The sequence below is a fragment of the Subdoligranulum variabile genome (genome assembly GCF_025152575.1).
Lineage (GTDB): Bacteria > Bacillota > Clostridia > Oscillospirales > Ruminococcaceae > Gemmiger > Gemmiger variabilis.
The window spans coordinates 875,706-896,788 of the sequence record NZ_CP102293.1 but is presented as its reverse complement, the minus strand read 5'-3'; the positions used below and the strand labels follow the sequence as shown (position 1 = coordinate 896,788).

The window sequence follows — 21,083 nt, the reverse complement described above, 5'->3', positions numbered from 1 at the left end:
TGGCTGCGCCTGAAAATGGGCAGCTGTCAGATATCAAAAAATGAGATAGGCGTCCTCAAGAGAGGACGCCTATCTCGTTTTTGCTATTGTAAAAGACGGGGTGTCGTCATAGCAATATCGCATTTTGCAATTTAGGGAATATCGGGAAGGAAAGCAAGCGCCAAAAACGAATGTAGAAGGGAAAAGGTGGTTCTGACTTTTAGGACAAAGGTCTGCTAAAACAAAAAAAGCGACAGAGGAAAACCTCTATCGCTTGGTGGCTGCCCCTCTCGGACTTGAACCGAGGACACCCTGATTAACAGTCAGGTGCTCTAACCGACTGAGCTAAGGGGCAATGTTTACTTCGTCTGTGCTGCTCTCGAGTCAGCTTTATTATTATAGCAAGCTCGCGTTTCTTTGTCAACGCTTTTTTTGAATTTTTTTTGCACATTTTTTGCGGAGAAGACCAGCTGCGGCTTTCGCCAAAATCCGCTTGCGTTCCCCTGGGGCATGCCTTATAATAAAATTACTTATAGAAATTTGTCGGGGGATTGCGGCATATGGCAAAAATTGACGTCAACCAATATATGGAACAGTGCGGCGTGCGCAAGGCACGGTTTGGCGGCTACGAACCGGAAGATGTACGCCAGGCGCTGCGGGCGCTGTGCAGCGATTATGAGCAGAGCCTGGCGGTGGCCAATGCCGAAGCACGCGCCGCCCGGCAGGAGAGTGATGCCCTGCGCCGCCGCTGCCAAACGTTGCTGGGACAGAACCAGAATCTGGCGGCCCAGAATGCCACCCTGGCCGGGCAGGCGGACAAGATCTCCCAGCGGCGGGATGATCTGGAGACGCGCTATTCCAAAGTACAGGAGCGGAATCATTCCCTCAGCGATCAGGTAGCGGTGCTGCGGCTGAAAAACGGCGATCTGACCCGGGAAAACAAGGAACTGACCGACCGTGCCGAGGAGGCAGAGGCGGCGCTGCGCATCAAGGGGCGCGCCCATGACGAAGCCCGGCAGCAGGTGCTGAAGGAGAAAGAGCAGGTCCTGGCCGATGCCCGGACCGAGGCAGACAAGATCCGTCAGAAAGCCCATGAGGACGCCGATGCCCTGCTGGCCGAAACAAACCGCAAGGCGGAGGCCATCGACCAGCTGGCGCGGGAGCAGGCCATCAGTCAGGCGCGCAAAATGGTGCAGGCCGCCACCGACGAAACGCGGGAGATCCAGAATGCCCACCGGCTGCGGCTGCAGGATCTCAAGAGCCGCATCGCGGCGATGGAGCAGCAGCGGGACAAGCTGATGGACTTTTTCAGTCAGATGATCGGGGAACTGCAGGAAGCACAGGACTATGCCCGGCAGAATACCCCCATCGCCCCCTATGATGAGGAGGTCACCGAGGCTTCGCCCGAACCGCGGCTGGACCTGTCCGACAAGACGGTGGATGCTGCGGCCGCCGCGCTGCCTGCAGCGGAGACTCCTTCGTCGGAGGACGGCCAGGAGCCGGTGAACTGTGTGGTGGCGCCCGGTCTGGACGAGGAGGAACCCGCCCCGCCGCGCACGGTGGAGCTGGTGCCGGAGGAGGAAACCACGCCTTCGCCGGAATACTTTGATACCGAACCCAAGCAGCAGCCCAGCGACCCGCCGGAAATCGAGATCCCGGGGGCCATTTTCTCCTACCCGATCCTGCGGCAGGAGGGGGAGCCCATTCTGGACGAGGAACCACCGGCCCACGGTCCCCATACTCCGGTGATGCCCGACCTGAGCGACACCGGGGAGGGCGAGGACCTAGACAGCGGCGACATCCAGATCTTGCCCGAGCGCAAGCCGGAGGAAAATCCCCGCCGCAAAAAAGCGGTGGCCGCGCTGCGGGCGCTGCGGAAAAAGATGTCCCATACTTAATTTGTCAAACGGGAGACAGTGCGTGAAAACTCTCAGATACACCCTGTCCGCCGTCTGGATGCTGGTGTTTTGTCTGGCAGTCTGTCTGGCTGCCGGGGCGGAGACCACCACCGCCACCAGTGGAGCGGGCAGTTTCCGGGTGGAGCAGATCTACGTCAATGTGCCGGAGATGGACGTCTTTTTCTACGCTCAGGACGCCAACGGAGATTCCTATACCCCCATGGTGGTACAGGCGGCCGGGCTGGAACTGACGGTAGGGGATCAGCATCTGGACACCAGCTCCCTGGGCCAGGCGGACAGTCCCATCTGTTACCTGGTGGCGCTGGACAACAGCGCGGATATCGACCCGGCGGATTTCCGGCAGATGCGCGGAGCTCTGTGGCAGCTCATCCGCAACAAACAGGAAAACGACCAGATCGCCCTGTATACCCTGGCAGGCGGTGCAGTCTGCGTGCAGCCCGCCACCTCAGATACCACGGCGCTCTATACGGCGCTGGCAAAGATCCAGCAGGCGGACGGTCAGATGGACCTGGCGGGAGCGGCCGGCAAGGTGGCGGAGGATATCCAGCGGGACTACCAGGCCCTGGCACCCCGCAAGGCCATCTTCGTCTGCACTGACGGCAAGCGGATCGTCACCAATCCGGCGCTGCTGGCGGGACTGCTCACCGATGTGAGCAGCAAACTCAATGTGGCTATGTATACCTTCGTGGGCAGCGGCGCGCCGGACACCTTGGCGGTGCTGAACACCATGTCGGACGGGCGGATCGTTCCCTGCACGATGCAGGAGATGGGCAGCGAGCTGCTGGCCAAGCAGCAGCTCTTTGCCACGGCCCTGGAACTGCGCACCGAGGTGCCGGAAAGTCTGTACGGTGAACGGCAGGAGATCGTCACCCTTTCGGTGCCCAGCCTGGGCAGTGCGGTGCAGAGCAGCTCCACCGTCTATATGGGCTTTCAGATGGAGAAGCCCCATGTCGGCGAGGTGCAGGTCCTTGGCCGCAACACGCTGCGGCTGACCATGAACCAGGCCATCAACGCCAACGCCACCCGGCCGCAGTTTTACCATGTGGTCACCAACGACATCTGGAACTGGCATGTGCCGGTGAAAAAGGTGGAGATCAGCGAGGATGGCCGCACGGTGACGCTGACCACCGCCAACCTTTATAAAGGGCAGTATCATGTGGCTCTGAACAAGGTATCCAGCCGGATGTCCCCGGCCAATGTCAGCACCCTGCGGGAGGAGACCGATTTCACCGTGGCGGTCTGGCCCCGGGACAACGGTTTTTACCTGGCCCGGTTCCGCGCCCCGATGCTCGTCACGATTTTGGTGCTGGCCGTGCTGTTCTTCCAGTGGCGGCGGCTTCGCCGTCGTGACCGCAGCGCCGAGCAGGCCGCCGAGGCGGAACATCTGCTGGCCGGTGCCGAAGAGGCATCGACCCTGCCCCGCCGCTGGGTGACGCTGTTCTGGGCCCAGCGCGGTTCCATTGCCGAGAGCCGTTGGGCCGGCATGGTGGAGAGCAGCCTGATGCTGGGCAGCGATGCGACCCAGTGTGATCTCTGCCTGCCGGATCCCAAGGTCCGGCCCCAGCACTGCCTGCTGTGCGTGCGGGGAGAGTCTCTGCTGGTCCAGACGCTGTCGCCGGAGGCGGCGGTTTTTGTCAACGGGGAGCGCATCGGCGGGGAACACCGCCTGCAGAACAACGATACCCTGCGTCTGGGACGCACCACGATCCGTCTGGTACTGTGACCCGGCGTGAAAAGAGGATACTAGGATGAAACTGACCAAATGTGAACAGGGACATTTTTACGACGGGGACAAATATCCCGCCTGCCCCTACTGCAACACCGACCTGCAGACCGAAACGGCCATCGTACAGACCAGCGAGGCCCCGGCGGCCCAGAGCGCGGCACCGGACGGCCCGGTGGCAGGCTGGCTGGTGGTGCTGGACGGCCCCGCCCGGGGCCGGGACCTGCGTCTGGGCGTGGGGCGCAGCTTTCTGGGGCTGGATGCCGCTGCGGCGCCGGTGACGCTCAGCCCCGACGCACCGCTGGGCGCCCGGCAGGCCACCGTGGTCTATGATGACCAGGCCGATGCGTTCACGCTGCTGCCCGGGTCCTCCCAGGAGCTGTGCTACCTGGCGGGGGAAGCGGTGCTGGAACCCCGGCCCCTCACCGGCGGGGAGGAGCTCCGGCTGGGCAGCAACACGCTGCGGTTCGTGCCGTTCTGCGGCGGCGGATTCCGCTGGTAAGGAGGTGCCGCCGTGGCGAGCGAGATCGTATTTCTCATCACCGAACAGCGCAACAAACAGCGCATCACGCTGCCTTCCGACCGGGGCGCCTACCGTTTCGGCCGCAGTGCTCAGTGTGAATATGTACTGCGCCGGAACAATGTGGGGGACCGCCAGTTCACCATCGCCTGTGCCGACGGGCAGTGGACGATCACCGACGATTCCAGCGACTGCAATACCTGGTACAACAACCGGTATCTGACGGCGGGGGAGACCTGCGCCCTGCAGCCGGGGGATGTGATCGGGCTGAATACCGACGGGGACGCCGCCACCCAGGAGATCACCTTCCGGGTGGAGGAGATCCGCACCGTCCAGGGCAGCGTGGAGGGGCCCCGCCAGGAGCAGACCGACGCCGCCGTGCTGCGGGAGGTGGACATCCGCCGCAAAAAGCGGGTGCTCATCGGCCGTGGCGATGACTGTGACATCAAGCTGGTCAGCGACCGTGTCTCCCGCCACCACTGTGAAGTGGTCTACAGGGACGGCCAGTTCGAGGTGCGGGACCTGGGCTCCACCAACGGCACCTATGTGGACGGGGTGCGCATCAGCCGCACGGCGCTGCGCAGCGGTGCCGTCATCAACGTGCCCACCCAGGTCTTTGCCTTCACCGGCGGGCTGCTCCATTATCATGAACACAAGAGCGGCATCAGTGTGCAGCTGCTCAACGTCTACAAGACGGTGCAGGACCGCAACACCGGCAAACCGCTGAACATTGTGGACGGCACCAGCCTGGAGATCGAGCCCAACAGCTTTGTGGTGCTGGTGGGCGGGTCGGGCACCGGCAAATCCAGCCTGCTGACCTGCATCACCGGTACGGATCCCTGCACGGCGGGCAGCGTCCGGTTCGACGGCCTGGAGACCCGGGGCAACCGCAACGCCTTTGATGCGGTGCTGGGCTATGTGCCCCAGCGGGACATCATGCACGACAACCTGACGGTGGAGCAGAGCCTGACCTTCACGGCGAAGCTGCGCATCGCCCACGACGCCAGCAAGGCCGAGATCGCCGCGGCGGTGGCCCATGCCATCGAGGCGGTGGACCTGACCGGACGGGAAAAAACGCTGATCTCCCAGCTGTCAGGAGGGCAGAAAAAGCGGGTCTCCATCGCCATGGAGCTGCTGGCCAGCCCCCGGCTGCTCATTCTGGACGAGCCCACCAGCGGACTTTCGCCGGATCTGGACCGCAGCATGATGGAACTCTGCCGCAAGCTCAGCCACCAGAACTGCACGGTGCTCATGGTCACCCACAATATGTCCAACATCAACCTCTGCGACAAGATCGCCTTTCTGGGCGTGGGCGGCGTGCTGTGTTACTACGGTCCGCCGGAAAATCTCCATTCCTATTTTGACGTGGAGCTTACCAGCGATATCTTTGAAAAGCTGCGGGTGCCGGAGCTGGTGGAACAGTACCGTTGCCAGTATTTTACCACGCCGGAGTTCAACCGCCTGGCGGCGGCCTGGCCCGAGGCAGCACAGGAGGCGGACAAGCGATGCGACCAATCGAACTGATGAAATTCCTGCGCCAGTTCACCGTGCTGGTGCAGCGCAACCTGCGGCTGATCTGGAACGACAAACTGCTGCTGGCCAGCCTGATCCTGCAGGCCCCCTTTATGGTGTTCGTCATCAAGCTGGTGGTGGACCCCAACTGCTTCACCTCCAACCTGGTGAACGTGGGCAGCCGCACGGCGCTGTTCATCCTCAGTGCCATGGCGGCGTTTATGGGCACCCTCAACTCCTACCGGGAGATCTGCAAGGAGCGGGACATCATCCTGCGGGAAGCTTCGGTGGGGGTCAGCCTGGGGGCGGTGGTGCTCAGCAAGGCCTTTGTGCTGCTGCTCATCGAGATCGTCCAGGGGTTCATCCTGACCTTCGGTTTTGTCAACGTGGTGCACATTCCCCAGAACCACCTGCTCTTTGAAACCAACCTGGAAATCTTTGTCACGGTACTGCTCATGCTGTTTGCCTCCGGCGCCACCGGTCTGCTGGTGTCGGCCCTGTTCAAGAGCGGTGAGACCGCCATCCTTGTGGTTCTGGTCATCATGATCGGCCAGGTGGTGTTCAGCGGCATCATGTTCACCCTCACCGGTGCGGCCAACGTGATCGCCAACATCATCGTCTGCCGCTGGGGCATGGGCGCGCTGGGCGCCTCCACCGACCTCAACAGCCGGCTGGCCTGGCTCAAGGCGGGCTTCGACGGCCCCATGTACGATGCCACCATCGCCAACCTGCTGCACTGCTGGCAGATGCTGGGTCTCATCGCGGTGGTCTGTATCCTGGCCGCCTGGCTGGTGCTGCAGATCTCCTTTACCCGCAAAAAAGCATAAGAATACGCCCCGTCCGGCAGGACGGGGCGTTTGCTGTATCAGGATTCGCCGCGGCGCAGCTTGTCGGCGGCTTCTTTGGCGGCCGTCTGGGCGTTGCGGGCCAGCTGGCGCAGATGACGCAGCGCCGTGCGGGTGGAGGCCAGAGTCTCGGCATAGCGGGGGCTCTGCATCTTGGGGAAGGCCCGCAGCAGACGCCGGGTGCCCATCCTGTCATGATAGGCGGCGTGCAGTTTGGTGCGCAGGGCGTCGGCCCGGGCGGTCAGTTCGGCGCGCAGGGCGTCGGCGTTGTCCCGGCTCTCCAGCCTGGCCAGGGCCAGCTGCAGTTTCTGCTCGTCCAACAGGGTGTCGGCGGTCATGGCGCCGGTACCCAGCACTTCGGTGAGTTTGTTGCTGGAAATGCGCAGCCTGGCGCGCAGTTCGTCGATTTCTTTCAGCCGCTTGTTCAGGCCGATGGCCGCTGCGGAGGAAACACCCACGTCCACCAGGAAAAATACCAGCAGCACTCCGTCCAGAGGCAGCAGCACACGCAAGGTCAGCGGTGCGCTGATGCCTGCCAGCAGGGGATGTACGAATTTGACCATGATGACGCTGCCCAGGCCCCACAGCAGGGAAAACTGCGGGCAGATATACCCGCCCAGATTGCCCTTGAGATGGGAGTAATCCCACCACCGGATGTGGTACAGCCGGAACAGCACCCAGCCACCCACCAGTTCGATGGCGGTGGTCAGCGCCATGCCCACCACAAAGACCGTCACCACACCGGGCTCGCCGTCGGCGGGCAGCCGCCGGATGCAGTGCAGCAGCCCCACCATGCCGAAGCCGTAGATGGGGCAGATCGGCCCGCACAGAAAGCCCCGGTTGACCAGACGATGCTCCCGGATGGCGGCGTAGATGACCTCCACACACCAGCCCAGGATCCCGTAGAGGAAAAACCAGTACAGGGTGCGGGCGGCAATCTCAAGCGGGGTCATCGGGAGTCTCCTGCTGGCGGGCCAGCTCCTTGGGCTCCACCCAGCTGATGGTGCTGTCGGGGCCCTTGCGGGCGATCAGCGCCTTGATGGGAATGCCCTGTTCGCTGAACATACCTTCGTGCTCGGTGCGCAGATTCCAGGCCGGTTCGTCGGCGTGCAGGTCGAAGGTTTTCCAGGTGATCTCAAACCCGGCGGCCGGGAAGTAGGAAAGGCTGTCGTGGAACAGATCGTCGTCGTCGGTCTTGAACCAGATCTCGGCGCCCTCGTCCATGAGGGCGCGGTACTGGAGCAGCTGCCGCGGATGGGTCAGCCGGTGCTTGTTGCTGCCGGCATTCTTGCTCCAGGGATTGCAGAAGTTGATGTAGATCCGCGCTACCCGGTCCTCAGGGGAGAAGGCGTTGCCCATCCGCTCGATGTCCAGGCTGGCGATCTTGACATTGTCGGGGGGCAGCTGGCGGGCCGCATAGGCCGCCTCCACCTTGCGCTTGGCCAGGATCAGCACCTTGTCGGTGATGTCGATGCCCAGATAGTTGATGTCGGGATGGGCCGGGGCAATCTGGGCCAGAAAACCGCCCTTGCCGCAGCCCAGCTCCAGATGCCAGGGCTGGTCGGGACGGGCGTAGAGCTCATGCCAATGGCCCGCGTGGGTCAGCGGCTCGTGGACGTGGAAGTCGCAGGCCAGCAGTTCCGGCCGTGCATAGGGTTTGAATCGCATGCGCATAACGGTATCTTCTCCTGATTCTCAAAGATTGTGGGTGAGGAAGGCGCGGACCTGCCCTTCGTCGCCTTCCGCCAGGCTGCCCTGGCAGAAGGCCGGTTTGCCGCCGCCGCGGCCCGCAAAGGCGGCGTTCAGTGCCTGACAGGCCGCCCGCACATCGCCGCCCGGTGCAGCAGCCAGGGCGTAGGCCAGGCCCTGGCCGCCCGGGGCCAGAGCGCAGCAGGGGGCGCCGGTCTGTGCGGTGACAGCCATGGCGATGCGCCGCAGCCCGTCGCCGTCGGCACCTTCCGCCCAGACTGTGCAGGGTTTGCCCGGTTCGGCTCCCGCCGCACAGGCAGTGGCCAAGGCGTTCTGCAGGGCGGCCAGCCGCTGCTTGAGTTTGGCCTCTGCCTCCCGCAGCCGTCCCGCGGCCCCGGTCAGGCTGCCCACTGGCACCGAGAGCAGCCGCCCCGCCGACTCGGCGTCGGCCCAGCCGGCGGCCACGGCGTCATAGGCGCGCTGCCCGCAGGCTACGGCCAGCCGCATGCCCACCTTGTAGTGCTGGGCGGAGATGATCTTGATGAGCCCCACCTCGCCGGTGCGGGCCAGATGGGTACCGCAGCAGGCACAGCGGTCGCCGCCCGCCTCCACCAGCCGCACAGGGCCCTCCAGCTCCTTTTTGCTGCGATACTCGGTGGCCGCCAAGGTGGCGGCGTCGGGCACGTAGCAGTGCACCGGGGTGTCGGCCCGGACAGCGGCGTTGGCCTGGGCTTCGGCGGCCGCCAGCTGTTCGGCGGTCAAGGGGATGCTGGTGTCCATCCGTACATAGGGACTGCCGATATGGAAGCCCACATTCTCGGCACCGTACAGCCGGTGCAGTGTGCCGCTTAAAATATGTTCGCCGGTGTGCTGCTGCATGGCGTCCAGCCGGGCAGCCCAGTCCAGGATCCCCTCCACCGCGGCGCCCACCGGCAGCGGCGCATCGGTGGTGTGGGTGATGGTCTCGCCGTCGGTGTGGACGGCCAGCACCCGGGCATCGCCCAGGCGGCCGGTGTCGCAGGGCTGTCCGCCGCCCTCGGGGAAAAAGGCCGTGCGGTCCAATACCACCGCCCAGCCGTCTTTGCTTTCGCGGCAGTCCAGCACAGTGGCGGTGAACCGCTGCAGATAGGAATCGGTTTCGTACAGTTTCTCGGTCACAGGGGGAAAGTGACCTCCTTTTCCGTGAATTTTTCCTATTATACCATAAAACAGGTGTGGAAAAAAACACCGAAATCTTATATAATAAAAGGCAGTACCATTTTATTCTAGAACGTAAGGAATTTGCCCTATGAAGATGATCCGTTTCGCGGCGCTGGCTCTGCCGGCGCTGCTGTTGGCGGGCTGCGCGGCCAATCCGCTGGAGGCGCTGCAACCGTCCGAGAATACGGCCACGGTGGAGACCGCTGCGGCCCCCGCTCCCCAGACCCTGAATGTCTACGCCACCGACGCCCTGATGCCGGCGCTGCAGGCCTATGCCGCGGCCCAGCAGGTGACACTGAACGTGACCGGGGACCCGGCCACCGCCGATCTGGCGGCGCTGGATCACACCCCCGGCGACCTGGTGGACGGGCTGGACGTGATGAGCGATACCCTGCTGGCGGCTGCCGCCTCCCGGGCCGGCATCACCGAGAGCACCGACGCCCTGCCCCTGGGCCGCAGCCTCTACGGCTACTGGGCCAACGGCACGGTGGTCACCTCCCTTCTGGGGGAAGGCGGGCTCACGGCGCTGCAGAACGCCAGCTGGGATGAGTGGAGCGACTTTGTGGAGACGCTGCAGGCCTGGTTGGAGGAACCGGAAGCTGCCACCGTGACGCTGTCGGGCAGCGACTACACCTTGCCTGAGACCAAGCCCGATACCCTGAACGCCACCGGCGTGTTCTCGGAGCCGATGGACCGGGTTTCCGGCTACACGGCAGCCATGCTGGCGGCGGGCAGTGAGGTGAACGAGGACACCCTCACCGGTCCTCTCAACGGCGTATACAGCGCCGTGACGCTGGAATGGGACAATCTGGCCGACAGCGATGAGACGGCGCTTTTCCGCCGCGCCACCTTGACCGATCTGCTCTCGGCCTACGGGTCGGAGGCCTGCCAGAGCCTGGTGTTGATCCCCTTCAAGTGCAACCTGGAGGAGAGCGATCTCTCCACCGAGGAATACAACCTGACGGGCCTGCTCAACTACCCGGTGCTGGCTGATGCGGGGTATCTGACCCTGCGTGCCGGTGCCGACGAGACCGCCCAGAAAGCCGCCAAGAGCGCAGCCCTGTGGCTTTACAGCAGCGGGGAAGGGGAGGAAACCCTCACCGGAACGCTGGGGGTCATCACGCCGTGGAACACCGCGTCGGACACCACCACCCTGGGAGCCATGCAGATCCAGCAGGCCGGTACTGGTATTCTGCCGGGCATCACGGTCACCCAGGCCCAGGCCGACGCATTGACGGCCAATGAGGAATCCCTGCGGGAGGGAAAACGGACCACGGCGGAACGCACTGCCTTCACCGAGGCGGCCCTCGAAGCCCTGGGCGCCACCCAGGCCAATACCGACACCGAAGAATAAAACCTGCCTGTGCAGGCATTTGTATGGAAAAGGGGAATGATGATGGAACTGAAACGTTGCAGCGGAATCCTGATGCCGATCTCCAGCCTGCCAGGCGGGTACGGCATCGGCAGCCTGGGCGCCCCGGCGCGCCGGTTTGTGGATTTTCTGGCCCGTGCGGGGCAGAGCGTGTGGCAGATCCTGCCGGTGGGGCCCACCGGCTATGCGGACAGCCCCTACCAGAGCTGTTCGGCCTTTGCGGGCAATCCCTATTTCATCGACCTGGATCTGCTGGCCAAGGAGGGGCTGCTCCAGCGTAAGGACTATGCCTTTCTGCAGTGGGGTGCCCACAAGACCCGTGTGGACTACGGCACCCTGTATGAGCGCCGGTTCCCGGTGCTGCGCAAGGCCTACGCCAACTTCCTCAAGCGCCGTCCGGTACCGGGGTACGAGACACCCTATCCCGATGATTGGTACCGGTTCCAGTTCCTTTCGGCGGACTGGCTGCCGGACTACTGCCTGTACATGGCCATCAAGGAAGAAAACGGCATGACCGACTGGCAGCAGTGGCCCCGGGCGCTGCGCCGCCGGGATCCGGCGGCCCTGGCCAAGTTCCGGGCCGAGCATGCCGAGGAGATCGAATTCTGGGCATTTTTGCAGTACGAGTTCGACCGCCAGTGGCGTGCCCTGCATGAATATGCAGCCAATAAAGGCATCTCCATCATGGGGGATATCCCCATCTATGTGGCGCCGGACTCTGCCGATGCCTGGGCGGGCACCGATCTGTTTGAGACCGATGCCGAGGGCCGGCCCCGCCGCGTGGCGGGCTGCCCGCCGGACTATTTTGCCGAGGACGGCCAGCTCTGGGGCAATCCCCTCTACGACTGGGACTACCACAAGCGCACCGGCTATGCCTGGTGGATCGGCCGGGTGCGCCATGCACTGTCCATCTATGACATCCTGCGCATCGACCATTTCCGGGGATTTGATACCTACTGGGCAATCCCGGCGGGGGATCCCACGGCCCGCAACGGCCGGTGGGAGCAGGGCCCCGGCATGGATCTGTTCCGGGCGCTGCACGAGGCCATGGGGGATCTGCCCATCGTGGCGGAGGACCTGGGGGAGATGTTCCCCTCGGTGCGGCAGCTGCTCAAGGAAAGCGGCTTCCCCGGCATGAAGGTGCTGCAATTTGCCTTTACCGGGCAGGATAGTGTCGATCTGCCGCACAATTATCCCCGCAACTGCGTGGCTTACCCCGGCACCCACGACAACAACACCCTGGCCGGCTGGTTTGCCGAGGAGGTGGGTCCGGCAGGTCGCCGGCAGGCCATCGACTACTTTGCCCTCACCGAGCAGGAGGGCTATCTGCGGGGGCTCTTGCGCGGCGTGCTGGCAAGTCCGGCGGCGCTGGCGGTCATCCCGCTGGCGGACTGGCTGGAAGCCCCGGCCGAGGCCCGCATGAACACCCCCGGCAAGGCTCAGGGCAACTGGCAGTGGCGCGCCGAGGAAAAGGCGCTGACCCCGGCTCTGGCCAAGGAGATCCGTGCCCTGACGGCGCGGTATTTCCGCACCGATCCCCGGGCTTCGGCCACAAAGAAGGACTGATTTGTAAACATCGCCCAGTATTGAACCGTCTGCCGTAAAATTCTTTGTGCAACGGCTACCTAGGAAAAAGTCCGAAAATGTGGTAATATACATCTATATACAATACCCGTTCCGTGGGACGGAGGATGCTTTTCGCAAGTGAGGGAGCGATATGAAGCTGGAGTATACAAAGGAAGAGCTGGCGGTCGAGATCGCTGCGCTGGAACAGATGTTCGAAGGGGTGCAGATCGTGGATCCGTACCGCGGTGCGCTGCTGGATCCGGCCACACTGGAACCGGGCGCTGAGAGCGGTCCGGTGCCCATGCTGGATGAGAGCGGCCGCGGCCTGCAGCTGGGGCAGGTGGACGGCCGGGATGAGATGCGTATCTACCAGGGAATCCAGGTGGAGGACCGGCCCTGTGTGCTGTTGATGCACTGCCGGATGCCCCACGACAGCAACGCGTCGGCGGGGGAACAGAACTCCTATGACCGTGCCATGGCTCAGTATCAGGAGGATATGCGCCGGGACTACATCACCGGTGTCTACAATGCCCGGTACATTCAGGAGGAATACCGCAGCTACGCTGAAAAGCAGGCGGTGCAGGGCAAACCGGTGGGTGCTGTGATGCTGCGCGTCAACGAGTACTGGAACCTGCGGGACAAGGAGTCCGAGCAGGCGGCGGAGTGTTGCCTGAATACGGCGGCCGGCATCCTGCAGCTGGCCGTGGGCACCGACCGGGATCATGCGGTGCTGGCCCGCCTGGAGGATGGCCTGTTTGTGGCCATCACGGTGGGCATGCCGGCGGCGCGGCTGGCCCAGACCATCAACGAAGCGCTGGAATCTTCCCGCCGTGTCTTCAGCATCACGCTGGCCCGGCGCGGCACTTTCACGGTGAGTACCGCCAGCGCCGAATGGGGCGAGACCTCCTCCTGGGAGATGATGCTCTCCCTGGCACAGCAGCGGCTGTAACCCTTGCATAAAACGAACCCCCCTGTGTACATACTATGCTTGACGCAAGTACACAAGGGGGTTTTTACTATGCAAAGCGACAACGAAAAGATGCTGCAGGAGATCGTCCAGAACACCGAGATGGGCAAGAATACGCTGGACGAGCTGATGGGGCTGACCCACGACCAGAAGCTGAAGGATGAGATGATGCGTCAGAAGCGGGAATACCGCCGCATCAATCAGGCGGCCCACACGGCGCTGGACGCCATCGGTGCCCAGGCCCGCGGCCAGAGTGCGGCCAACCGGATGAGTGTGAGCATGGGCATCCGCACCCGCACCATGATGGACAAATCCACCCGCAACCTGGCCACCATGCTGGCCGAGGGCAGCGGCCAGGGGGTGCTGGACTGCAAGCGGGCGGAGAAGGATTATCCCACCGCCAGCCCCGGAGCCAAGAAGCTCTGCGGGGAGCTGGAAGAACTGCAGTCCCGGGCCGAGAGCGCCTGGCGGGAATTTATCTGACCGGCTCTTGCGGCAGGGAGGCCGGGCTGGTATAATCAGGGCAGAACCGGAAAGGAAGGGATCTGCCCATGAGAATCCTTGTCAGTGCCTGCCTGTTGGGGGAAAACTGCAAATACAACGGCAAGAATAACCGCAGCGAGGCCCTTTTGCGGCGCTTGCAGGGCCATGAGGTGGTGCCCGTCTGCCCCGAAGTGCTGGGCGGGCTGGGGGTGCCGCGCCCCTGCGTGGAACTGCGGGGCGGTGTGGCCTACAACCAGTACGGCGAGAACGTGGATGCCGCATTTCACGCCGGGGTGGACAAGGCTCTGGCGCAGATTGAAGGGCAGACCATCGATCTGGTGGTGCTGCAGTCCCGCAGCCCTACCTGCGGCGTCAAACAGATCTACGACGGGACTTTTTCCCGGCATCTCATAGACGGCCAGGGGATGCTGGCGGCGGCGCTCACTGCCCGGGGTTACCGGGTGGTGGATGTGGAAGACATCGACAGGGTGCCGGAACTCTGAACAAAAGAAAGGCGGGGCCTCCCGGAAGGGAGGCCCCGCCTGATCTTATTTACAGATGCTCGATCATATTCGCCACGATCTCGGTAGCGGTCTTGACGTACTCCGCGATGCTGAACTGCTTGACTACCAGCACTTCATAGCCGCTCTCGTCGGCGTTGTCGCTCATGGCACGCAGCACCACACAGGGCACCCCGTTGCGGCCTGCTACCTGGCTGACCGCGGCGCCTTCCATCTCCACACAGTCGGGGTGGCACTTCTCCTCGATGAGTTTCTTGGTGGCGGCGTCCCCTACAAAGGTGTCGCCGGTGGCGATCTTGCCGGCGATGGCTTTCACCCCGCAGGCCTCACAGGCATCCAGTGCAGCCTGCACCAGCATGGGATCCCCGTGATATTCCTTCAAAAAAGGTGCACTCTGGGCCAGCATGTCCAGCTGGGCGTCGTGGTAGACCACCGTTTCGCCCACACAGACATCGCCGATGCCGATCTTGCTGGTCATGTTGCCGGCAATGCCGCTGAAGATCAGATGGTCGATGCCGTACTTGGTGCAGAGCACCTGCACGGTGCTGGCCGCGTTGGCCTTGCCCATACCGGCACAACAGACCACCACCTGTTTGCCGTGCAGCGTACCGCAGTGGTAGTCCACCCCGGCATACATTTCACGGGTTACGTTTTCCAGCCGCGCACAGAGCTGATCCACTTCGTCGGGCATGGCGCCCATAATGCCGATGATCATACCTGGCCTCCTATCAGACATTGAACAGGAACTCGATCACGTCGCCGTCCTGCACCACATATTCCTTGCCCTCGGTGTGCTGCAGGCCCTTGGATTTCACCGCCGCATAGTTGAAGTCGGCGTCGGCCAGATCCTGATAATGAATGACCTGGGCCCGGATGAAGCCGCGCTCGAAGTCGGAATGGATCTTGCCGGCAGCCTGGGGCGCCTTGGTGCCCCTCTTGATGGTCCAGGCGCGGCATTCCTTCTTGCCGTCGGTGAGGAAGCTGATCAGGCCCAGCAGTTCGTAGCTGGCCTTGATGAGCTTGTCCAGGCCGGTGGACTCAATGCCCATCTCCTGCAGGAAGGCCAGCTTCTCCTCGGGGGTGGAGTCGGCAATGTCCTCTTCGGTCTTGGCGCAGATGGGCAGCGCCTGGGCGCCCTCTTCCTGGGCGCGGGCCACCACCAGCGGGTAGTACTTGTTTTCGTCCAGACCGCCCAGCAGATCATCCTCGCCCACGTTGCAGGCGTAGATCACCGGTTTGGCGGAGAGCAGGCCCAGCTCCTTGCGGGCGGCCTTCTGGGCGTCGTCCTCCTCGTCGAAGGCAAAGGTGCGGGCGGGCTTCTCCGCTTCCAGATGGGCGGCCAGTTCGGCCAGCCAGGCAGCCTCGGCGGCTGCGGCCTTGTTGCCGGTCTTGGCGGCCTTCTGCTGACGGCCCAGACGGTTGTTCACCACTTCCAGGTCGGCCAGAATCAGCTCCAGGTCGATGGCGTCGATGTCCCGGATGGGGTCCACGCCCTCCGGCTTGTTCACATCCTCCACCACGTGGACGATGTTGTCGTCGTCGAAGCAGCGCACCACATGCACCAGGGCGTCGCATTCCCGGATGTGGCCCAGGAACTTGTTGCCCAGGCCGGCACCGTGGGCGGCGCCCTTCACCAGGCCGGCGATGTCCACGAATTCCACGATGGCAGGGGTCTTTTTATCGGTCTGCCAGACTTCGGCCAGCTTGTCCAGGCGGGCATCCGGCACGGCCACGATGCCGGAGTTCGGCTCGATGGTGCAGAAGGGATAGTTGGCAGCCTGGGCGTTGCGGGTGGAGGTGATGGCATTGAAGAGGGTCGATTTGCCCACGTTGGGCAATCCGACGATACCTAATTTCATATTGTTTCGCTCCTTTTGGCGGTTTTTCCATCCCTTATTATACACACAAGGACGGCGCCACGCAAGAAAAATGCGGTAAAACCGCTTTTGTGTTCTTTTTTTATCCACAATTATACGGTATAATAAACTCTATAGCGGGCGTGCCGCGAGGGTGCGCCGCCGAAACGGAGGAACGATACCATGGCGAATGAAAAAATTCTGGTAGTGGATGACGATAAAAATATCTGCGAACTGCTGCGGCTCTATCTGGTCAAGGAGGGCTACAATGTCACGATGGTGCACGACGGCAACGCCGCGCTCACCGAGTTTGACAAGCTGCATCCCGACCTGGTGCTGCTGGATGTGATGATGCCGGTGATGGACGGCTGGGAGGTCTGCCGCAAGATCCGTGCCAAGGACAACACCCCCATCATCATGCTGACGGCCAAGGGTGAGACCTACGACAAGGTGCTGGGTCTGGAGCTGGGGGCCGACGACTACATTGTCAAGCCCTTTGATGCCAAGGAGGTCACGGCACGTATCAAGGCGGTGTTGCGCCGCTCCACCAAGGAGGAGGACAACAAGGGTGTTTACGACTTTGACAACCTCCACCTGGACATGAACCGGTACGAGCTGAAGGTCAAGGGCAAGGTGGTGGAAGCGCCGCCCAAGGAGCTGGAACTGCTGGCCTGCCTGGCGGGGCATCCCAACCGGGTCTACACCCGCGACCAGCTGCTGGACGAGGTGTGGGGCTTCGAGTATTACGGCGACTCCCGCACCATCGACGTACATGTGAAGCGCCTGCGGGAAAAGCTGGAGGGCGCCTCCGACAAGTGGAATCTGAAAACCGTCTGGGGCGTGGGCTATAAGTTCGAGGTACGGGAATGAGCCGCCGCAACACCATCAGCCGGGAATTTTTCTCCACCATTGCGGTGGTGCTGATCCTGGGCCTCAGCGTCATGTGCGCCATCCAGACGGCCCTGTCTGCCGCCTACTTTGTCAATGAACGGCGGGCGGCGCTCACCGCCATTCTGGACGGCGCCAGCGCCCTGAGCCAGCGCTTTGCCGAGGGCGGCGACATCGTCACCAAACCTTTGGGGGATGACCGTGCCCAGGATGCCCGCAGCGGGTTTGAGCTGTTCAACACCACCTCGGGGGCGCTGGTCTTCGTGGCAGCGGAGGACGGCCAGGTGCTGCTGCACACCGACGGCGGCGACTTCACCGAGCAGGCCGTGCCCCGGGAACTGCTGGACGAGATGGACGCCGGGGGCGATGTCTTTGACGCCGGCACACTGGGGGGCGTCTACAAAGACAAATATTATACGGCCGGGCGCCGCATCGACGTGGGCGGTTCGGTGGGGTATCTCTTTGCCGCCAGTCCCATGACGGCGCTGGGCTCCTACATTCTGGACATGCTGGTGATGTTCGGCATCTCGGCAGCGGCCATCCTGTTGCTCTGCAGCCTGTTGTGCTGGGTGCTGGCCAAGCGCATCACCGGCCCCATCGAGGATATCAGCGAGGCCGCCCGGCGGCTGGGCAGCGGTGATTTCACGGCCCGGGCCCCGGTGGACGGCTGCGTGGAGCTGGCGGATTTTGCCACCACCTTCAACAATATGGCCATGCGGCTGCAGACCATCGACAACTCCCGGGGTCAGTTCATGGGCAACATCGCCCACGAGCTGCGTACCCCCATGACCACCATCAAGGGATTCATCGACGGCATGCTGGACGGCACCATCCCGCCGGAGGAAAACCAGCACTACCTGACCATCGTCTCCCAGGAGACGGGACGTCTGGCCCGGCTGGTGCAGAACATGCTGGACATCACCAAGCTGGAGGCCGGGGAAGTGCCGGTCCACGCCCAGAACTACGATCTGTGGAAGACCGTCACCGACGTGGTGCTCAGCGATGAGCAGCGCATCGAGGACGGCAAGATCGACATCCAGGGACTGGGCGGCCCGCCGCTGGCCATCTACGCCGACCCGGACTTTGTGCATCAGGTGGTCTACAACATTGTGGACAACGCCATCAAGTTCACGCCGGAGGGCGGGACCATCTCCTTTGCGGCCCAGAAAAAGGGCAATATGGTGGAGGTCCGCATCGAGAATACCGGCGCCGGCATCGCCCCCGAAGCGCTGCCCTTTGTGTTTGAGCGCTTCTACAAGGAGGACCGCTCCCGGGGTATGAACACCCGGGGCAGCGGCCTGGGACTGCACATCTGCAAGATCCTCATCAACCTGTCGGGCGGGCAGATCCACGCCGAGAGCGAGGAAGGCAAGTGGTGCCGTTTCGTCTTTACCCTGCCGGCCGGCAACTGACCCAAAACAAAAATTCCGGAAGCAATTGCTTCCGGAATTTTTTTGTCAATTAAAAGTAGGCTTTGATCTGGAACCGGTCCTGGGGCTTTGCCTCCTCCACGATGAGCTTCTCGTGGTTGAAGTCGAATTTCACAGCCTTGCAGTCGTCCAGGTTGCGGGTCAGCCGCAGCAGCTGGTCCACCCGCTTCTGCTCCTCCTTGGTGTAGAAGAGGTAGCTGGCGCCCTCCTTCCGGGCGCGGCCGGTGCGGCCGATGCGGTGGGTGTAGTGCTCGTTCTCCTCGGGCACGTCGTAGTTGATGACGGCGTCCACGTCGGAGACATCGATGCCCCGGGCTGCCACGTCGGTGGCCACCAGCACGGCGATCTCACCGGCCTTGAACCGGGTCATGATGCGGTTGCGCTCCGCCTGGGAAAGATCCCCGTGCAGGCAGTCCACGTTGAAGTTCAGCCGGGCCAGCTGGTTGGCCAGCATACCGGTATTGTACTTGGTGTTGCAGAAGATCATCACCCGCTTGTAGCCTTCCGAAATGATGATCTGGGCCGCGTCGGCCAGCTTGTCCCGGCCGGTGGTCAGCAGCTTGTACTGGGCGATCTTGGGGCTGGAATCCTCCACCGGCTGCACACTGACCTCGGCGGCGTTGTGCTGGTAGAGCCAGCCGATGTCCAGCACTTCGCGGCTGATGGTGGCCGAGAACATGGACAGACTCTTGCGGTGCTTCATCAGGTCGATGATGTGCCGTACATCCTTGTAGAAGCCCATGTTCAGCATCTCGTCGGCCTCATCCAGCACCACGGTCTCCACGTCGGAAACATCGATGGCGTGGTGACGGTAGTGGTCCATCAGCCGGCCCGGGGTGGCCACCACGATCTGGCAGCCGGCTTTCAGCTGGCGCTGCTGCTTGTCCAGCCCGGCACCGCCGTAGACGCAGACGATTTTGATGGCAGGCAGGAACTGGGCCAGGTTCTGCAGGTCCTGGGCAATCTGCTGGGCCAGTTCCCGGGTGGGGCTCAGCACCACGGCCTGGGGCTTGAGGGAGGCCGGGTCCACCTTGGAGAGAATGGGAATGCCGAAGGCCACGGTCTTGCCGGTGCCGGTGGGGGCCTTGGCGATCATGTCGTGGCCGTCCATCATCAGCGGAATGGCTTTCTCCTGAATCTCGGTCATCTCGGTAAAGCCCATGGCCTGGGTGGCGCGGATGATCTCCGGCGCAACGTGGGTAAGCTCGGTAAACTGCATAGCGTTTGTACTGCCTTTCGTAACGATTTACGGTTTCTTTTTATTATAACAGGCTTTGCGGCCCCCTGCAAGGCAGAGAAAAGCCCCGCGGCAGGCGGGGCCTTTCGGTGAAATTACTTGTTCTTGCTGGCCCGGCGGGCGGATTTGCCGCTGGACTTCTTGCCGGTCTGGGTGCGGGTGGCCTTGGCCGCCTTGCCGCCCTTGGCCGGCGCCTTGGCAGGCGGGGCCTCTATGGGCTTTTCCATCAGACGGTCGGGCACGGGCTCCAGCTTCCACAGCTGATTCTCACCCGAAACATCCTGCCAGATCTGGGCCTGGGTGCCGTTTTCCACCCGCATGCCCACCAGATCGATGACCTTGTCGGCCAGTACGTTGCGCAGCTTGACCTTGCCGCCGCCGGCTTCCACGATCTGCCAGCGCTGGCCCGCGCCGGAAGTCTGACTCCACTGGTGGACCCAGGTGCCGTTGTTCACGCCGGACATGGCCAGGTCCATGACCTTGCCGGTGAAGCGGTTCTTGATGCGGTATTCGCCCTCGCCGGCTTCCTCAAACTTCCACTGCTGCCAGGGCTGGCCTTCATAGCTCCACAGACGCACCGAAGCGCCGTTCTCGGTATTGAAATCGGCCACCTCCAACACCCGGCCGTTTGCAGCGGCGATGGTATAACATGCGTCGGGACGAATGATCGTCTGGGCAGATTTCCTCATGGTAGATCCTCCTTTGGCAGGGCATCCCCCGGGGATACCCCCTGTGATTTCCTTTATTATAACATGGACAACGCGCGCCGTTTTGCCAAACTTTCCCAACTTGATTTAGGCAAAACGACGAGAACTATCTAAAAAATCCCCGCAGTTTTGGCGGTTTGCTTGCTGCGGCACTTGCAATTTTAGGGAAATTGCCGTATCATATAAAAGATAGTATTGTTTCGGGGTCATGGTGGACCCCCAGAGGGAGAGAGTATTCGTCATGAGAATCGCGTTGATCGCCCATGATTCCCGCAAGGAATTGATGGCACAGTTTTGTACGGCGTACGTCCGGATCCTGTCGGAGAACGAGCTGGTCGCCACCGGCGTAACCGGCAAGATCGTGCACGACGCCACCGGACTGCCGGTACGGTGCCTGTATCCGGGGCGGCGTGGCGGATCTGAGCAGATCGCGGCCATGATTGGCTGCGGGGAAGTGGACATGCTGTTGTTCTTCCGGGACCCGGTAGCGGCCAAGCCCGGAGAACCCAATGATGTGACGCTGCTGCGTCTGTGTGATATGCACACCATTCCGGTGGCCACCAACATCGCCACGGCGGAGGTGCTCATCCACGGCCTGGAGCGCGGCGATCTGGCCTGGATCGAACTGCAGCGAGGCCGGAAATAAAAAGCAAAGAGGCTGTTTCCCTT

The 21,083-nt window shown here is 62.7% G+C and carries 20 protein-coding genes and 1 tRNA gene; 13 read left to right on the top strand and 8 right to left on the bottom strand.

Going from position 1 to position 21,083, the window contains the following annotated elements; translation table 11 throughout:
* Positions 1 to 257: 257 nt before the first annotated feature.
* Positions 258 to 334: transfer RNA gene (locus NQ490_RS04545), tRNA-Asn, on the bottom strand.
* Positions 335 to 539: 205 nt separating this feature from the next.
* Here NQ490_RS04545 and NQ490_RS04540 point away from each other — a divergent pair.
* Genes NQ490_RS04540 through NQ490_RS04520 form a run of 5 tightly spaced genes read left to right on the top strand, consistent with a single transcriptional unit; the run spans position 540 to position 6,480 of the window.
* Positions 540 to 1,877, top strand: coding sequence for a coiled-coil domain-containing protein (locus NQ490_RS04540; RefSeq protein WP_007047682.1), 1,338 nt, complete (start codon positions 540 to 542; stop codon positions 1,875 to 1,877).
* 22 nt (positions 1,878 to 1,899) lie between these two features.
* Positions 1,900 to 3,621 (top strand): FHA domain-containing protein, encoded by a 1,722-nt coding sequence (locus NQ490_RS04535; RefSeq protein WP_040917835.1) that lies wholly within the window; start codon positions 1,900 to 1,902, stop codon positions 3,619 to 3,621.
* A gap of 25 nt (positions 3,622 to 3,646) precedes the next feature.
* Positions 3,647 to 4,123 carry an FHA domain-containing protein gene (locus NQ490_RS04530; protein ID WP_259951639.1) on the top strand — a complete coding sequence of 159 codons (477 nt, stop codon included), beginning with the start codon at positions 3,647 to 3,649 and terminating at the stop codon, positions 4,121 to 4,123.
* A gap of 12 nt (positions 4,124 to 4,135) precedes the next feature.
* Positions 4,136 to 5,665, top strand: coding sequence for an FHA domain-containing protein (locus tag NQ490_RS04525; RefSeq protein ID WP_007047678.1), 1,530 nt, complete (start codon positions 4,136 to 4,138; stop codon positions 5,663 to 5,665).
* Entirely contained in the window at positions 5,647 to 6,480 is an 834-nt protein-coding gene (locus NQ490_RS04520; protein WP_084759140.1) for an ABC transporter permease, read from the top strand. Before NQ490_RS04525 ends, NQ490_RS04520 begins: the two co-directional genes overlap by 19 nt.
* Before the next feature lie 38 nt (positions 6,481 to 6,518).
* Here the strand turns inward: NQ490_RS04520 and NQ490_RS04515 are convergent, their stop codons facing one another.
* The 3 genes from NQ490_RS04515 to NQ490_RS04505 are packed head-to-tail and all read right to left on the bottom strand — an operon-like array spanning position 6,519 to position 9,345.
* Positions 6,519 to 7,451, bottom strand: coding sequence for a putative ABC transporter permease (locus tag NQ490_RS04515; protein ID WP_007047676.1), 933 nt, complete (start codon positions 7,449 to 7,451; stop codon positions 6,519 to 6,521).
* Positions 7,438 to 8,172, bottom strand: a complete 735-nt coding sequence (trmB, locus tag NQ490_RS04510) for a tRNA (guanosine(46)-N7)-methyltransferase TrmB (protein ID WP_007047675.1) — start codon at positions 8,170 to 8,172, stop codon at positions 7,438 to 7,440. Before trmB ends, NQ490_RS04515 begins: the two co-directional genes overlap by 14 nt.
* A gap of 21 nt (positions 8,173 to 8,193) precedes the next feature.
* Positions 8,194 to 9,345: an alanyl-tRNA editing protein gene (locus tag NQ490_RS04505; protein WP_007047674.1), complete on the bottom strand. Its 1,152-nt coding sequence runs from the start codon at positions 9,343 to 9,345 to the stop codon at positions 8,194 to 8,196.
* 130 nt (positions 9,346 to 9,475) lie between these two features.
* Between NQ490_RS04505 and NQ490_RS04500 the strand changes: the two genes are divergently transcribed.
* The 5 genes from NQ490_RS04500 to NQ490_RS04480 all read left to right on the top strand — a co-directional run bounded on the left by NQ490_RS04500 (position 9,476) and on the right by NQ490_RS04480 (position 14,278).
* Complete coding sequence (locus NQ490_RS04500) at positions 9,476 to 10,741, top strand: hypothetical protein (protein WP_007047673.1); 1,266 nt, start codon at positions 9,476 to 9,478, stop codon at positions 10,739 to 10,741.
* 36 nt (positions 10,742 to 10,777) lie between these two features.
* Entirely contained in the window at positions 10,778 to 12,325 is a 1,548-nt protein-coding gene (gene malQ / locus NQ490_RS04495) for a 4-alpha-glucanotransferase (protein ID WP_007047672.1), read from the top strand.
* 151 nt (positions 12,326 to 12,476) lie between these two features.
* Positions 12,477 to 13,274, top strand: coding sequence for a diguanylate cyclase domain-containing protein (locus NQ490_RS04490; protein ID WP_007047671.1), 798 nt, complete (start codon positions 12,477 to 12,479; stop codon positions 13,272 to 13,274).
* 69 nt (positions 13,275 to 13,343) lie between these two features.
* Positions 13,344 to 13,775, top strand: a complete 432-nt coding sequence (locus NQ490_RS04485; protein ID WP_007047670.1) for a hypothetical protein — start codon at positions 13,344 to 13,346, stop codon at positions 13,773 to 13,775.
* Positions 13,776 to 13,843: 68 nt separating this feature from the next.
* A complete protein-coding gene (locus NQ490_RS04480; RefSeq protein ID WP_007047669.1) occupies positions 13,844 to 14,278 on the top strand; it encodes a DUF523 domain-containing protein in 435 nt (144 codons plus the stop codon).
* 49 nt (positions 14,279 to 14,327) lie between these two features.
* On the opposite strand, the gene NQ490_RS04475 is transcribed toward NQ490_RS04480, so the two are convergent.
* Together NQ490_RS04475 and ychF are read right to left on the bottom strand one after the other, a co-directional pair.
* Entirely contained in the window at positions 14,328 to 15,011 is a 684-nt protein-coding gene (locus tag NQ490_RS04475; RefSeq protein WP_007047668.1) for a 5'-methylthioadenosine/adenosylhomocysteine nucleosidase, read from the bottom strand.
* Between the two features lie 13 nt (positions 15,012 to 15,024).
* Entirely contained in the window at positions 15,025 to 16,155 is a 1,131-nt protein-coding gene (ychF, locus tag NQ490_RS04470) for a redox-regulated ATPase YchF (RefSeq protein ID WP_007047667.1), read from the bottom strand.
* Positions 16,156 to 16,335: 180 nt separating this feature from the next.
* Between ychF and NQ490_RS04465 the strand changes: the two genes are divergently transcribed.
* Together NQ490_RS04465 and NQ490_RS04460 are read left to right on the top strand one after the other, a co-directional pair.
* Complete coding sequence (locus NQ490_RS04465) at positions 16,336 to 17,022, top strand: response regulator transcription factor (RefSeq protein WP_007047666.1); 687 nt, start codon at positions 16,336 to 16,338, stop codon at positions 17,020 to 17,022.
* Positions 17,019 to 18,452: a sensor histidine kinase gene (locus NQ490_RS04460; protein ID WP_007047665.1), complete on the top strand. Its 1,434-nt coding sequence runs from the start codon at positions 17,019 to 17,021 to the stop codon at positions 18,450 to 18,452. Before NQ490_RS04465 ends, NQ490_RS04460 begins: the two co-directional genes overlap by 4 nt.
* 49 nt (positions 18,453 to 18,501) lie before the next feature.
* On the opposite strand, the gene NQ490_RS04455 is transcribed toward NQ490_RS04460, so the two are convergent.
* Together NQ490_RS04455 and NQ490_RS04450 are read right to left on the bottom strand one after the other, a co-directional pair.
* Positions 18,502 to 19,689 (bottom strand): DEAD/DEAH box helicase, encoded by a 1,188-nt coding sequence (locus NQ490_RS04455; RefSeq protein ID WP_007047664.1) that lies wholly within the window; start codon positions 19,687 to 19,689, stop codon positions 18,502 to 18,504.
* Positions 19,690 to 19,802: 113 nt separating this feature from the next.
* The gene (locus NQ490_RS04450; protein WP_007047662.1) at positions 19,803 to 20,396 is read right to left on the bottom strand and encodes an RICIN domain-containing protein; all 594 of its coding nucleotides are present in this window, start codon (positions 20,394 to 20,396) and stop codon (positions 19,803 to 19,805) included.
* Positions 20,397 to 20,655: 259 nt separating this feature from the next.
* Between NQ490_RS04450 and NQ490_RS04445 the strand changes: the two genes are divergently transcribed.
* Entirely contained in the window at positions 20,656 to 21,060 is a 405-nt protein-coding gene (locus NQ490_RS04445; protein ID WP_040917833.1) for a methylglyoxal synthase, read from the top strand.
* The last annotated feature ends 23 nt before the right edge of the window (positions 21,061 to 21,083 follow it).

Excerpts from the sequence above, each read along its gene's own strand:
- NQ490_RS04455 (WP_007047664.1), bottom strand. The coding sequence starts at position 19,689 with ATGCAGTTTACCGAGCTTACCCACGTTGCGCCGGAGATCATCCGCGCC.
- NQ490_RS04485 (WP_007047670.1), top strand. The coding sequence starts at position 13,344 with ATGCAAAGCGACAACGAAAAGATGCTGCAGGAGATCGTCCAGAACACC.
- NQ490_RS04445 (WP_040917833.1), top strand. The coding sequence starts at position 20,656 with ATGAGAATCGCGTTGATCGCCCATGATTCCCGCAAGGAATTGATGGCA.
- NQ490_RS04480 (WP_007047669.1), top strand. The coding sequence starts at position 13,844 with ATGAGAATCCTTGTCAGTGCCTGCCTGTTGGGGGAAAACTGCAAATAC.
- NQ490_RS04450 (WP_007047662.1), bottom strand. The coding sequence starts at position 20,396 with ATGAGGAAATCTGCCCAGACGATCATTCGTCCCGACGCATGTTATACC.
- NQ490_RS04540 (WP_007047682.1), top strand. The coding sequence starts at position 540 with ATGGCAAAAATTGACGTCAACCAATATATGGAACAGTGCGGCGTGCGC.
- NQ490_RS04490 (WP_007047671.1), top strand. The coding sequence starts at position 12,477 with ATGAAGCTGGAGTATACAAAGGAAGAGCTGGCGGTCGAGATCGCTGCG.
- NQ490_RS04460 (WP_007047665.1), top strand. The coding sequence starts at position 17,019 with ATGAGCCGCCGCAACACCATCAGCCGGGAATTTTTCTCCACCATTGCG.
- NQ490_RS04475 (WP_007047668.1), bottom strand. The coding sequence starts at position 15,011 with ATGATCATCGGCATTATGGGCGCCATGCCCGACGAAGTGGATCAGCTC.
- NQ490_RS04500 (WP_007047673.1), top strand. The coding sequence starts at position 9,476 with ATGAAGATGATCCGTTTCGCGGCGCTGGCTCTGCCGGCGCTGCTGTTG.
- malQ (WP_007047672.1), top strand. The coding sequence starts at position 10,778 with ATGATGATGGAACTGAAACGTTGCAGCGGAATCCTGATGCCGATCTCC.
- NQ490_RS04530 (WP_259951639.1), top strand. The coding sequence starts at position 3,647 with ATGAAACTGACCAAATGTGAACAGGGACATTTTTACGACGGGGACAAA.
- NQ490_RS04520 (WP_084759140.1), top strand. The coding sequence starts at position 5,647 with ATGCGACCAATCGAACTGATGAAATTCCTGCGCCAGTTCACCGTGCTG.
- NQ490_RS04515 (WP_007047676.1), bottom strand. The coding sequence starts at position 7,451 with ATGACCCCGCTTGAGATTGCCGCCCGCACCCTGTACTGGTTTTTCCTC.
- ychF (WP_007047667.1), bottom strand. The coding sequence starts at position 16,155 with ATGAAATTAGGTATCGTCGGATTGCCCAACGTGGGCAAATCGACCCTC.
- trmB (WP_007047675.1), bottom strand. The coding sequence starts at position 8,172 with ATGCGCATGCGATTCAAACCCTATGCACGGCCGGAACTGCTGGCCTGC.
- NQ490_RS04465 (WP_007047666.1), top strand. The coding sequence starts at position 16,336 with ATGGCGAATGAAAAAATTCTGGTAGTGGATGACGATAAAAATATCTGC.